General features: G+C 34.6%; 9 protein-coding genes. All 9 read left to right on the forward strand.

Annotated elements, in window-relative coordinates:
- Positions 1–57 precede the first annotated feature (57 nt).
- The 9 genes from ACFELV_RS03840 to aspS all read left to right on the forward strand — a co-directional run bounded on the left by ACFELV_RS03840 (position 58) and on the right by aspS (position 14,546).
- The gene (locus ACFELV_RS03840; RefSeq protein ID WP_375326830.1) at positions 58–936 is read left to right on the forward strand and encodes a ribonuclease D; all 879 of its coding nucleotides are present in this window, start codon (positions 58–60) and stop codon (positions 934–936) included.
- A 170-nt stretch (positions 937–1,106) separates the two neighbouring features.
- A complete protein-coding gene (locus tag ACFELV_RS03845; RefSeq protein ID WP_375326831.1) occupies positions 1,107–2,036 on the forward strand; it encodes an AEC family transporter in 930 nt (309 codons plus the stop codon).
- Between the two features lie 59 nt (positions 2,037–2,095).
- A complete protein-coding gene (trxB, locus tag ACFELV_RS03850) occupies positions 2,096–3,031 on the forward strand; it encodes a thioredoxin-disulfide reductase (RefSeq protein WP_375326832.1) in 936 nt (311 codons plus the stop codon).
- A 110-nt stretch (positions 3,032–3,141) separates the two neighbouring features.
- On the forward strand, positions 3,142–3,291 hold the full coding sequence (locus ACFELV_RS03855; RefSeq protein WP_375326833.1) for a hypothetical protein: 150 nt from the start codon (positions 3,142–3,144) through the stop codon (positions 3,289–3,291).
- 77 nt (positions 3,292–3,368) lie between these two features.
- A complete protein-coding gene (locus ACFELV_RS03860; protein WP_375326834.1) occupies positions 3,369–4,856 on the forward strand; it encodes a replicative DNA helicase in 1,488 nt (495 codons plus the stop codon).
- 4 nt (positions 4,857–4,860) lie between these two features.
- Entirely contained in the window at positions 4,861–5,973 is a 1,113-nt protein-coding gene (locus tag ACFELV_RS03865; protein WP_375326835.1) for a glycoside hydrolase family 3 N-terminal domain-containing protein, read from the forward strand.
- 58 nt (positions 5,974–6,031) lie between these two features.
- On the forward strand, positions 6,032–8,005 hold the full coding sequence (locus tag ACFELV_RS03870; RefSeq protein WP_375326836.1) for a UvrD-helicase domain-containing protein: 1,974 nt from the start codon (positions 6,032–6,034) through the stop codon (positions 8,003–8,005).
- 97 nt (positions 8,006–8,102) lie between these two features.
- The gene (locus tag ACFELV_RS03875; protein ID WP_375326837.1) at positions 8,103–12,500 is read left to right on the forward strand and encodes a hypothetical protein; all 4,398 of its coding nucleotides are present in this window, start codon (positions 8,103–8,105) and stop codon (positions 12,498–12,500) included.
- Between the two features lie 249 nt (positions 12,501–12,749).
- On the forward strand, positions 12,750–14,546 hold the full coding sequence (aspS, locus tag ACFELV_RS03880) for an aspartate--tRNA ligase (RefSeq protein WP_375326838.1): 1,797 nt from the start codon (positions 12,750–12,752) through the stop codon (positions 14,544–14,546).
- Positions 14,547–14,551: the final 5 nt, after the last annotated feature.

Below are 14,551 nucleotides of genomic sequence, written 5' to 3' on the forward strand. Positions count from 1 at the left end.
AATTTACTGTCAATTTATGATATAGACCTAAATTAATATCGCAATATCAATGTCAAGATGCTGATTATAGATAATCAAAATGGATTAAATAACTTTTGTGAGCAGCTATTGCAGTATAAGGTTATAGGAGTTGATACTGAATTTGTGCGAGAAAGGACATATTTTGCTCAGCTTAGTATTATCCAAGTTATCACTAGTGATCATAAGATGATAATTGATAATTTAAGTAAAATAGACCTATCCCCTCTTAATGAAATATTTCTTAATGATCAGATCTTAAAAATATTTCATGCTCCCAGAGAGGATTTTGAAATATTTTATCGTTTATTCAAAAAATTGCCTAAGAATATTTTTGATATCCAAATTGCAGCGGGTCTCAGTAATTTTGGTAAATATTTAAGTTATGCTGATATATGCAGTAAAATTTGTGGAATCCAAGTCGATAAAACTTATCAAAGATCTAATTGGTTAAAGCGTCCTATTAATGCGGATATGCTAGATTATGCTATTAAAGATGTTGAATATTTAGAGCCAATTTATCAAATATTACAACCTATTATCGCAAATAATAATTTACAGCAAGATTATAACGCTCAAATTAAATCTTTGCTTAATATTGAAAATTATATTGTTAACCCATCTAATGCTTGGAAGAAAGTAAGATTTGATAATTATAGTTCTACCTTTATTGATAAAATGAAAATTATGGCAGGATATAGGGAAGAAGGGGCCAGTAAAATAGATGTACCGCGAAGACATTTTATTACTGATGAAGATTTAGTTAAGATTTGTCAATATTTACCTATCAGTGATAAAGATTTTAAAAATCTAAGATTAGAGAGTAATTATTTAAATAACAAAATATATAGAACAGAAGTGGGAAACTTATGTGTTGGTTTACGGGAAGTAAGGGAGAAAAATAACTTCTACGCCTAGTAATGAAGACTATAGATTAGCCAGTCCCAGTGGTAAATTATTTATTATGATAAATTGGCCTAGCCAACCAGAAAAATCACTTCTCATTTCTTAGTAAATCTGCTATTTTCTAACAATTTCCTTCACACAACCTAACACATAGTGATACTATATCCCCTGGATTTTGTTAAATGGCAATTTTTAGTATAGTCTTTTTTAAAACAATTTCCGTATTACTAAGTGTAATAATTGGTTTTTTAGCAGGACGATACTCTAAGGTTGAAAGAGATAGTATAGCCTCATTATTATTCTATTTCATCTCCCCGATTGTTTTTTTTGCTATTCCCGCTAGTACTACTCTAACGCTATCAGCATTAAGTGTAACTGTCATCACGTTTTGTATCGCTACTTTACTATCCTTATTTTCCTATTTTTTTTTTGGTAGTTATTGGCAGGATCATACACGAAATATTATAGCGTTATCGGCAGGGACTGCTAATGGTGGGTATTTTATGCTCCCTATTGCCTCTGCGCTTTTTGATGATTATACGCTGAGCCTGTATATGATGGCAGTGATTGGGGTAAATATTTTCGAAACAACGGTAGGCTTTTACATTTGTGCCAGAAGCTTTTCTAATACTAGTGAGAGTATTTTAAAAGTTATAAAATTACCAATTTTAAATGGTTTTTTATTGGGTTGCTTATTTAGTTTCGCAGGTTTTACTTTACCTGATTTTTTAGATGATTTCACCCATAATATGAGAGGAGCGTTCTCTATCTTGGGTATGGTCATGGTAGGGCTCGCACTGTCAGTATTACAAAAATTTGAGATAGATATTAAATTTACTCTAGCCACTTTTTTAGCAAAATTTTTATTCTACCCTATAGGGGTAGGGATATTTATTTTGCTAGATAGATTAATTTTTAAAATATATGACGAGAATCTTTACAATGCTTTAAAATTATTGTCTACCGCTCCCATGGCTGCGAATATAATTGTTATAGCAAATTTACAGAAGTTCTATCCAGAAAAAGTTGCTACTACAGTTTTTCTTTCATTACTTTTTGTGGTGATATATATGCCACTTATGGTGAGCATATTTTTAAGTGACTTAAATTGAAGTCTGGGGTATAACAAACTGTCTTTAAAAAAAAACTAACGTGTGAAGATAGGTAATGCATGAATTTTTCTACTAAACTTCTTATTATAGGGTCAGGTCCTGCTGGTTTCACTGCTGCAATCTATGCGGCAAGAGCAGGATTAGCGCCAATATTAATTAATGGCATGCAGCCAGGAGGACAATTAACCATTACTACTGATGTTGAAAATTATCCCGGTTTTGCTGACACCATACAAGGGCCATGGTTAATGGAGCAAATGGCTAGGCAAGCAGAAAAGGTAGGTACCCAGATCATTTCTGATTATATAGCAAAAATTGATTTACTAGCCAGGCCCTTTATTGCTACTACTGGTTCTGGTAAAAATTATCAAGCAGATAGTGTTATAATATGTACAGGGGCTGAAGCAAGATGGCTTGATATTCCTTCCGAACAACAATTTAAAGGTTATGGAGTGTCTGCTTGTGCTACCTGTGATGGATTTTTTTTTAAAAATCAAAATGTATTGGTGATTGGGGGAGGAAATAGCGCAGTAGAAGAAGCTTTATATTTAACTAATCATGCTGCTAAAGTTACAGTTGTGCATCGAGGCAATAATTTTCGCGCAGAAAAAATCCTGCAAGATAGATTATTTAAGAACCCCAAAATATCAGTTATTTGGGACCATAAATTAATAGAAGTGCAGGGGACGCTAGACCCGCTATCTGTCACTAGCGCTAAATTAGAAAATACTAAGAATGGTCAAATAAATATAGTTGATTGCACAGGTATATTTATAGCAATTGGACATATACCTAATACTAATTTATTTAAAGGGCAACTTGATCTAGATCAAGATAATTACATTATCACACAACCTAATTCTACAGAAACTAGTATTAAAGGAGTTTTTGCAGCCGGAGATGTGCAGGATAAAATTTTTAGACAAGCAGTTACGGCTGCTGGTACTGGTTGTATGGCAGCGCTTCAAGCAGAAAAATATTTAAATCAAGGATAAGTTCCTATATATTTAGTTAGTATGTCATATAATTTATATATTTGCTGCAAAAATCGGAGAAGCAATTCATAGATTCAATGGAATAAAACAGTCTGCTCAAGGAGGTAAAAGTGAACTGGCTATTTAATTTTATATTAAATAACAATTTCCTGAAGAAGTTTCTCCCTAAACGCGATGTCGATCCGCAATTAAGCAAAGCAGGGCAGGATGAGAGGAAACCAGCGGATGATTATTATGATCATTTAGGTAACCCGCATTAAAAGCATAATTTTTCTTAACAGAGCCCTGATTTTTAAGCGCTTGATGAGTATAATGAGGTATTTTTATTTGGTAAATTATGGCTCGCAACAAAATTAATGAAGAGGTAAGTCAAGTAGTTCAGTTAAATGAGGTACCAAAGGTTACTCCTGTTAGTCGTGTGTTACCTTCAAATATTCAAGCCGAGCAAATGTTGCTTGGGGCAATATTAGTGAATCATGATCATTTAAATGGGGTATCAGAATTTTTAAGAGTAGATCATTTTTTTGAGCCATTACATCAAAAAATCTATAATGCCATTGAATTACTCACCGAAAAAGGTTTAATTGCTACTCCTGTCACGCTTAAAAATATGCTAGAGAGAGATGAATTATTCAAAAATTTAGGGGGTAGTGAGTATCTCGGTAGGCTAGTTACTATGTCAATGATGGTAATTAATCCTCTGGATTATGGTAAGATAATCTATGATTTAGCAGTAAGGCGGTACTTAATTAAAATAGGGGAAGAAGTTGTTAATAATGCGTATGACTCATCACTAGAATATGATTCTAACCAGCAAATAGAGCACGCTGAAGGGAAATTATATAATTTAGCTAGTGAAGGGATTAACGATAAGAGTTTTATTAAGATTGCTGCATCCTTAGCTGACTCTCTGGTGAGCATCAATAGAGCTATGAAGAATTCTGCTCACGTGATAGGGATTTCTACAGGTTTAATTGATTTAGATCAAATATTGTCAGGCTTTCATAATTCAGATTTAGTGATCATTGCGGCGCGTCCTTCGATGGGGAAAACAACGTTTGCCATAAATCTTGCGGTCAATGCGTGTAATTTTATGCTCTCTCAAAAGCTTGAGTCAGATGAAGCTGTTAAATCAGTAGGATTTTTCTCGCTTGAAATGTCGTCAGAGCAGCTTACAACGCGCCTTCTTTCAATGTATACAGAAATTGATTCATCTGCTTTGCGGTCTGGTCACATTACTGAGGATAAATATAATACGTTACGTAAAGAAGTGATTAACCTGAGTAGCTTACCGTTCTTCATTGACGATACGCCAGCTTTGTCGATTGGTGCTATTCGTACCAGAGCTAGAAAAATGAAACGTAAGAATAATCTAGGCATATTATTTATAGATTATCTACAATTAATTAGAGGAATCAGCAAATCAGAAAACAGGGTTAATGAGATTTCCGAAATTACTCAAGGATTAAAAGCGATAGCTAAAGAATTAAATATTCCAATAATTGCCTTAGCGCAGCTTTCTAGAGCAGTAGAACTACGAGAAGATAAAAAACCTATGTTATCTGATTTACGCGAATCTGGTTCTATTGAACAAGATTCAGATATAGTTATGTTTATTTATCGTGAAGAATATTATTTAACACGAAAAGAACCTTCAACAGGAGATGAGAAACATACCGAATGGTTAAATAAATTAAACAAAGTCTATAATGTTGCAGATATTATCATAGCTAAACATCGTAATGGTCCTATTGGTAATGTGCAACTTCACTATGATAGTCAATATTCAAAATTTAGTAACTTACAAAAAAAAATAGATAGGTAATTATATGTCCAAAAAATCGTTAATATTTGGTTTAGCCGGACCTGCTCTGAGCCAAGAGGAAAGAAAATTATTTCACGAAAATCCAGTTTGGGGATTTATTCTCTTTAAAAGAAATATAGTTGATCCTGAGCAGCTCAAAGGGTTAGTGCAAGATTTAAAAAGTTTATATTCTGATGAACCTTTAATCTTGATTGATCAAGAAGGGGGTAGGGTAGCTAGGTTAAGGCCGCCACTTATAAAGAATAACTATCCTACAGCTGAGTCTTTTGGGAAAATGTATGATAATAATGTCGAAGATGCATGTGATAAGGTTTATAAAAATTATTCTAGTTTAATGAGTGATTTAAAAGAGTATCAAATAAATTCCCCGTGTGCTCCAGTTGCAGATCTACGTTATTCTTGGGCTGATAAGGTGATAGGAGATCGTAGCTTTGGTAGCGGAGTACAAAAAGTAGTGGATTTAGGGAGTGCCGCAATCAGGGCAATCGCCAATCAAGGGGGCATTGCTATTATTAAACATATACCAGGTCATGGTAGAGCTACTTGTGATAGTCATTATAACTTGCCGGTGATAGATGCTCCCTTAAATGAATTACAAGAAACCGACTTTGAAGTATTTAGGCAACTAGCTACTAGTAACAAAGATATATGGGCGATGACTGCTCATATTATATATAAAGCGTTAGATCCTAACAAACCAGTCACCTTATCGGCAGAAGCGATCAAGTTTATTAGAGAGGATATTGGTTTCAAAGGTACATTAATTACCGATGATATTTGTATGCATGCTCTGCATACAAGAGAGACAGGCAGTACAAAAGATTGTACACCTTATTTTTTAGCAAAACAACTGCTAAGCTTGTTAGATAAGCAGGATATTGACAACCCTAGATATAATGAAACTCTAGCAAAACTTATTACAGGCAAGGTTATTACGGACGATGCTAACCTCTCAGAACAAAAACAACAGCTAGTGGGAGTATTACCGCAACTGAAAGCAATATTTACTGACAGTATTGCTAAAGTTGCTGTTCAAGCAAAAGAGGCAGGTTGTGATGTGGTACTGCATTGTAGCGGTGACTTACAAGAAATGGCAGCAATTTGTGAAGTGTGTTAAAATTAGATAGATTTAAAGTCTACTAACAAATTTATTCTTAACCTCAATAACAGTTTAAATGGATCACAGTTTCCTAAATTCTCTAAATCCTGAACAATTAGCTGCTTCTCTTCATTCAGAAGGCCCTCTTCTAGTGCTTGCTGGTGCTGGCACCGGCAAAACTAAAGTATTAACCACTAGAGTTGCCAATATAATTCATAAAGATTTATCTAGCCCTTGGAATATTTTAGCAGTTACCTTTACCAATAAAGCCGCCAAAGAGATGCAAGAACGAATAAGACAAATGACTGATTGTTATGGCCTAAACATAGGTACTTTTCACTCTATTGCAGCAAAGATTTTGCGGAGCCAAGCGGAACATTTAAACCTAAGCTTAAACAGTAGATTTACTATTATTAGTCAAGATGAGCAAATAAAACAAATTAAAGAAATAATTAAGCAGGAAAATATCGATTCCCAAAAATATGCTCCTAAACTTTTACATGTTATTATATCACGCTGGAAGGATCAGGGCTTGTTACCTTATAAAATTTCAGAATCAGATATTAAGTTGCCAATTCATAAAATAGCTCAATCTATTTATAAGATATATCAAGCCAATTTACTTGCCTCAAACGTAGTAGATTTTGGTGATTTGCTGCTCTACAATAATGAGTTGTTTATCAAAAACCCGAATATATTAAAATATTATCAAGAACAATTTAAATATATTTTAATCGATGAATATCAAGATACTAATGCTGTTCAGTATCTGTGGGCACGGATGTTGGCAAGCAGCACTACAAATATATGCTGCGTAGGTGATGATGATCAATCTATCTATGGGTGGCGTGGGGCAGAAATAGGCAATATATTACGTTTTGAGAAAGACTTTCCTAACGCGACGATTATAAAATTAGAGCAAAATTATCGTTCAAGTTCTGAAATATTAACAGCTGCTTCAAATGTGATCAATAACAATAAAAATCGCCATGAGAAGACTTTGTGGACCAATAAAAATGATGGTAAGAAAATTAAAATTATTTCCTGCTGGAATGAGAAAGAAGAGGGAAGATTTATTGTCTCAGAAATTGATAAACTAATCAAACAAAACCAATATAACGCTAGTAGCATTGCTATTTTGGTGCGCGCTAGTTTTCAGACTAGAGCGTTTGAAGAGGTGTTTATTAGTAATGCTCTGCCATATAAAATAATAGGAGGACTGAAATTTTACGAACGTATGGAAATACGCGACCTACTTGCTTATATACGTATTACTTTAAATCATAGTGATAATTTAGCGCTGGAGAGAATTATCAATGTGCCCAGAAGAGCCATAGGCAATACTACTTTAAAGCAAATAAAAGATTATGCTACTACCCATAATCTACCTATTTTATCTTCGATACGCCTAATGTTAGAACAAGGGAATTTTAAAAGCAAAGTCCGGGATAATTTAAAGAAATTAATTACTAATATAGATAATTGGAAGAGGTGCTATACTGAAGAACCAGCTGTGAATGTAACTAAATTATTATTAGAAGAATCTGGATATTATGGAATGCTGCAAGAAGACAAGTCTGATGAAACGTTGGGCAGAATTGAGAATATTAATGAAATGCTGAAAGCAGTGGCAGAATTTGGGGATATTCATGATTTTGTAGAACATTCTAGCTTAGTGATGGAAAATGAAGAACTCGAAACTAATTTTGGAGGTTCTGTGACTATCATGACGCTGCATGCAGCAAAAGGACTGGAATTTGATTTAGTGTTTTTACCAGGTTGGGAAGAAGGAGTATTTCCTCATCAGCGTGCTTTAAGTGAAGAAAGAGATAAAGGTTTAGAGGAAGAACGGCGCATTGCTTATGTGGGTATTACTAGGGCCAAGAAAGAATTATATATTACTTTTGCTGAAAGTCGCAGGATGTTTCATGAAATATTACGTTCGTCTCCTTCTAGGTTCCTTATGGAAATACCTGATGATGTTTGTATTAGAATTTCCTCAACTAAACAACTAAATTACCTCGGGCCGCAGCATAAATTCATTTTGTAATTAATTGTTTGCGATTTTAGTGTATTTATTGTAAAATGATGTAGCATTATAGAGTGATCTTATCTCTAAAATATTAACAACTAACTAAGGTGTTATTATGACCATAAGAACTCCATATCATTCAACTAGAGTATCGGACGAGACAGCAGAACCAGTACCACATCAAATAAGTTTTCTTAATGAAAGATTGTCTAAGTTTTTAAATGATCATGCAATTGCTGGAGATGTTATCAATGGCATTCTACAAAGAAAAGAGGCTGATCTCGATAGTATTTACACTGCTGATAGAAAGATACAATTAACTGAGCAAGAAGCTGAATATATTTTAAGATATTTTCCGCAAGATCACCGCAATTCTCAAAATCTCAACCAAGAATTTGCCAATGATATTCAAAATATTAAGCTAGCCTCAGAACTATCGAGTTACATTCAGGAGCATTTTGATTTTGATGAAGACGAAATCGCTGAGATTTTAGGTATAGAATATGTTGATAATCAGATGAGCATTCCAGCGGCTCAGGTAGCAAATATTACAGGCGCGCAATGGCGTGATTTTAGGAATTGGATTGAAGATTTCAAAGGTGATAAAAATGAGGAAGTAGCGCAGGATGCTATAGAGAGGTTTAAGGAGATATTTGAGAACAACGAGATAGTGCAAGATAAGATTAATAAATTACCATTAACAAATCCAGTTAGTAATATAGAGAGCAGCGATTTGGCTAACGTTCATGTGGCTAATATTAAAAATGCTGAGTTGGTAGGAAAATTAACAGAAGATATAAACGTTAATAATAGTTCTAGTACAGAATTAAACCAAATTATTAGTGCTAATGAAAGGGCAGAATACAGTAAAATACAAGGCGTGCAGATCGCTGAAATAGATGTATTAAATACCAAAATAATAAATAAGGCACTTAAATTAATTGAAACAAAAAGGCAAGGGAAATTTAGCTGGAAAGAGCGCAATAATTTGCAAAGAAAATTGGGAGCAGTATTAGATACATGTGATGAAGGGTATATCAAAACGCATCAAGAAGCTCTAGTAAGAAATATTGTAAATAACCTTAGCACTGCAGTAGAAGGTAGTTGGTTTAATAAATCTCTTAATATGAAGTTTAAAAAGCTGGACCAATATTTATTAAACCTTAAATCCGACATTACTGCAAAAAATACAGAGTTTGTTATACAACATCTTAAAAAGGAACTGTTTAATCATAAAATATCTGATTCGGAATTAGAAAAGAGACTATCAAAATTTGTTGTGAATACTCAAGATCGGCAAGGTAATTTTGGTGCAGAATTTGTTGAAGGGGAAAGTAAAAAATACGATTTTGCCCACATAGCTGATTTGAGGAAACTTAACCCTCGAATATTTGATAGTATCGTTTTTCCTGAAGAGGACTTAAAACAAAATGCAGAAAAAAATAGACAAGGTAAGGAAATTCTTGCTCAATTGAGTAAGAAAGGCAACCTCACAAAAAGTAGTGAAGCTTTTGCTACAGATATATTGGCAGAAGTGGTGAAAGGATGTGGAGGAAAAATAGAATCAAAAGAAGTAGACAAAATCTTTAATAAGTTACATGAAGTTTTATCATCTTTAGATTCTCAATATTTAGCGAATGAGCAGGAACAGATTATTAGCGGGATAACAATATCTCTTAATCAATATGGAGAAATTAATAAACGAAATCAGCAGTTTACTATTTCTACTAAGGCCCTTGTGAAAGTCAAAAAATTGATAGAGGATAATCATCAACAAGCAAATAGTCAATTTGTCGCCCAACAAGTTGCATCAGGGTTAGAACTCTTTACCACGAAATTGTTTGAACATCAAGTGCCTAATACAGAGCTTTATAAGAGAGTTGAGGCTATTGTTAAGACTAACAATATGCAAGAAGTCATAAAACGAGAAAAGATTTTTAGTACAGAACAACTGCGCGCTCTCCAGAATTTGCCAGAGTCGTCAAAAATGTTATCAGCTATTACTAATGAGCAACTAGTTAGGCTGAGGAGACTTGACCCTCAATTATTTGACTCCACTATATTCTTACCCGAAGATATCACAAATAGAGAGAATAAGAAGGTAGAATTTAAGGAAAAATTTCTGCCAGATATTAAGGTAGAAGAAGAAAGATTCCGTGATACTACAATATCGAAGATGAAGTTAAAAGCCTGGGATATAGTCAACCCTAATGATGATAGAGTAAAAATAATAGATCAGAAGAATAAAGTAAATAAAGCACGAAATAGTTTGCAAGCGTCTAGGGCGGATAATCAATCTATCAATTCTTCTACTTCTGCGCGTTCAAGTATTAGTGATAGAAGTGCCGAAGAGTTACTTAACACTCCAATAGGTTCCATATCATCTAGAAGTTCCACTAGTACTGATAGTGCCGGCTATCATAGCGATAGTACCCTGGCAGTAGATCAGCAACCCATAAGAGCTGACTCCTTTGATATTGGCAGTACTGCCTTGCCAATTTCTAAGCCCGAGAGCGATAAAAACTTAGATAGTATAGATCCCAATAATAATCATACTCTAAGAGATGATAACACCCTAATAAGATCCACCTCCGTAGATTCGGGGATAGGAGGGAGTATATCTAGTAGGAGTGTTTCTAGTGCTAGCAATAATGAGTATGACAATCAATTTTTAACAGCTGCCTCCTCTATGGAGTCCTTGGGATTTGGCCTGCAAGAAGGGCTGGTAATGAGCGAGGAACAAGATACTAAGTCAGCTAATATTAACCCTGTTATCACTTCTAATCTATCAGATTTAGATCAAGGGTATGGTAGCCATGAAGATTTAGCTGTAAAGGACCCAGATCCTTCTATATCATCTAGGGTAGCAAAGGTAGCAAAGGAGTTAAAAGATATAGGTCAATTGGTAGGGAGGTTGTATACTTATAAAGTGGTCCTGTGCGATCCCGTTTCACAAGATAGGAAACCTGTGGCATATCATGAATCCACACTATCCGTATTAGAGTTAGGCGGAGAGTGGCTCCGCAATAATGCATCGGATGAAAAAATAGAGGAGCTGTTAAAGGGGCTTAAGGAGAATACAGAGGCTGCTAAAGCTCTTATGGATTCAGAGGCAGAAAAAAACAAGGCCGATTATTTGCTAGCAAGATTAGAGGCAAATTTAAAAGGATTTATATTACCGCATTTACCTGATGATTCTAAAGCCTTTCAAATTGTTAAAAGCATTCTGCTAGAAGTTCAAGATCAGCATCTTCCAAAAGACCAATATGTTAGTACGGTAACTGATAAAGCTAAAGAACTTTGGGCACAAACAGACAAAACTCCCCATCAAATAAAAGAGTTTGAGGATATAATTAAGCAAGGGGATCAAAAGGAGAGAATGAAAGAATATTCCTTACACCTTAATGCCATAGAGCGTGCTACCCTTTCTAAAGCCACTAATGCAGTAATTACTTCAATCATAACAGAACTACCTTTTAACAAAATAGGCGAGTGGAGTCCAGAAATAGAGAATGCTGCAAAAATGTTTATACTGAAAGCCAATTTAGACAAAGAAGATTTGGTAAAGGTGACGCCTCATATAGGATCAATAACTATACATCAAGAGTTAGTCTATGCTTTACTACAAAATATTGCTACTCAACGGGATAAAAAGATTAATGATATCAGTGAAGCCATAAAAAATTTTCCTCCTGAGCAGCAGAGTAATAAATTTATCTCGGCGATTAACTTAGTATTCCAACAAGAATATGAAAGGCTGACTTCTGATATGGCAGAAAACTTAATTAAACAAGCTATCGGAAGTATTACAGGAGCTTCACGTAATGCTTTATCTGCGCAGCATCAGGAAGTGTTCCGGCAGTTAACTCCGATTTTAACCAATTTAGACTTTATTAAGTTACAAACACATAAGGGAGAGATTGTACAATATCTCCAAAAGTGTCTTAACGAAAATAAAACTTGGGTTGATAAGTTTAAAAGCTTGGTTCCTGGTTTTGATCCTACCGTAGGATCACTGGCTTCCAATAAGTTAAAGGATATTTCTATAGAATTAACTACATTATACAAGGGATCTGAGGAACCAGATCCTCTGGTTACCAAAATAATGACTAACTTAATAAAAACCCCCCATCTCAAAATTGATGCATCTTTTCAAGCGCAGATTCGCGAGAAATTAACGGAAGGGATCTCCAATCTTGATCAGAAATATCGAAAAAATCATGAGGAACAGTTAGTACAAGACTTTAATCGAGAGTTTAATCAAGAGTTTAATAAGCAGGGTGGTATTACTCTTCAGGCAGTACAAAACGTAGTGGAGACAGTCTGTAAACATAAAGAATTTTTACCTAACAAAGTAGAGACTCCTGCAAAACAGTCAGATATTGTAGATACTACAATATCTTCTAAAGAGGTTATCTCTGCTGCGCCACCGCAAACTGTATCTTTTACGAAAAAAATATTAGAGGAGAAGAACGAACCTGCTAACAAAAATGGTCGGTCAAGCATAAGGTAATAGATGTTTTGCATAAATTGAAAATGTTGACGGGATTCTGTCCACAGGGCGTAGGCTATAGGTGAGGAATGGAGGTACGCTGCAACGACAAAATCCCCTCTCTATAACGCCTTATGTGGAAAGTATGTTAAAATATGCTAATATTAGGCTGACATAAAAAAAAGATATTTTACCATTTTATAACATGCCTATTGCGTCACGAGAATATTTTTTATATATCTATATCATTAAATAATTATAGAATAAAAGATGCATAAATATAGGACGCATAATTGTGGAGAGGTGCGGATAGAAAATGTTGGAGCAAGAATCAAGCTATCTGGTTGGGTGCATAGGAGAAGAGATCATGGCAGCTTAGTATTTATTGATCTACGAGATCATTTCGGTATAACGCAGTTAGTCTTTAGTGATCAAAATCTAACTTTAATGGAAGAGGCCAGCTGCTTAAAATACGAATCAGTGATAACAATTATAGGACAGGTCGTTGCCAGAACCCTTGCAACAATAAATAATTCATTAGATACAGGGGAGATTGAGGTATTAGTAGAGGAGTTAATTATTGAATCGCATGCTGCCCCCTTACCATTTGTAGTTAATGCTGATCAAGAAGCTCCAGAGGATACTAGATTAAAGTATCGTTTTTTAGACCTAAGACGTGAAAAGCTGCATAATAATATTATGTTGAGAACAAAAGTTATCTCTCATTTACGCTTACTTATGGCTAATAATGGTTTTACTGAGTTTCACACACCTATTCTCACGGGTAGCTCCCCTGAAGGGGCGAGGGATTTTTTAGTTCCTAGCAGATTGCATCCTGGAAAATTTTATGCATTGCCACAGGCTCCTCAACAATTTAAACAACTACTGATGGTATCAGGATTTGATAAATATTTTCAGATAGCCCCTTGTTTTAGAGATGAAGATGCTAGGGCTGATAGATCTCCCGGGGAGTTTTATCAGCTCGACATTGAAATGTCTTTTGTTACACAAGAGGACATATTTAACATTATTGAACCCATAATGTATGAAATATTTTCTAAATTTTCCGATAAAAAAATTTCCAATACTCCTTTTATCCGTATTCCTTATGAGGAATCAATATTAAAATATGGTACTGATAAACCGGACTTACGGAATCCAATTATTATTACTGATGTTACTGAACTATTTCGAGATACTGATTTTATAATCTTTAAAGAAAATATCAAAAACGGGCTAGTGATTAGGGCTATTCCTGCTCCTAAGGCTGCGAATTTACCTAGAAGTTTTTTTGACAAGATGCTTGATTTTGCTAAGTTAGAAGGCGCTAAAGGACTAGGTTATATTCAATTTTTAGAAGATGGTAGTAGTAAAGGTCCTATCGCAAAATTTTTAACTGCCCCGCAATTACTTGAGTTAAAAACCAGTGTCAATCTACAAGGAGGTGATACTGTCTTCTTTGTTAGTGATCAAATAGAGGTAGCGGCAAAGCTTGCTGGCAAATTACGAACAAAATTAGCAGAAGAATTGGGATTACTTAAGCAAGATAGTTTTGAGTTTTGCTGGATTACTGATTTTCCATTCTACGAATTAAATAAACAAACTGGTAAAATAGATTTTAGCCACAACCCTTTTTCTATGCCGCATTTAGGGATGATTGCGCTTGAAACTGCCAATACCGTAGAGGAATTACTAAATATTAAAGCATATCAATATGATATAGTGTGTAATGGTATTGAAATATCAAGTGGCGCCATTAGAAATCATAAACCTGAGATAATGTATAAAGCGTTTGATATTGCCGGCTATAGTAAAGAAGAGGTAGATGAAAAGTTTGGAGGAATGATTAAAGCTTTTACATTTGGAGCTCCTCCACACGGGGGAATTGCCCCAGGCATTGATAGAATCGTTATGTTATTAACTGGCTCGAATAATATTAGAGAAGTAATAGCATTTCCATTAAATCAACAAGCAGAAGATTTATTAATGAAGGCTCCTCATTACGTAGAAGGAGAAGCTTTAAAAGAGTTGAATATTACTCCCTACCCCATAATTAAAAGGGGATAATATAT

This window comes from Candidatus Tisiphia endosymbiont of Nemotelus uliginosus, from assembly GCF_964264835.1.
In the GTDB taxonomy this organism is placed as follows: domain Bacteria; phylum Pseudomonadota; class Alphaproteobacteria; order Rickettsiales; family Rickettsiaceae; genus Tisiphia.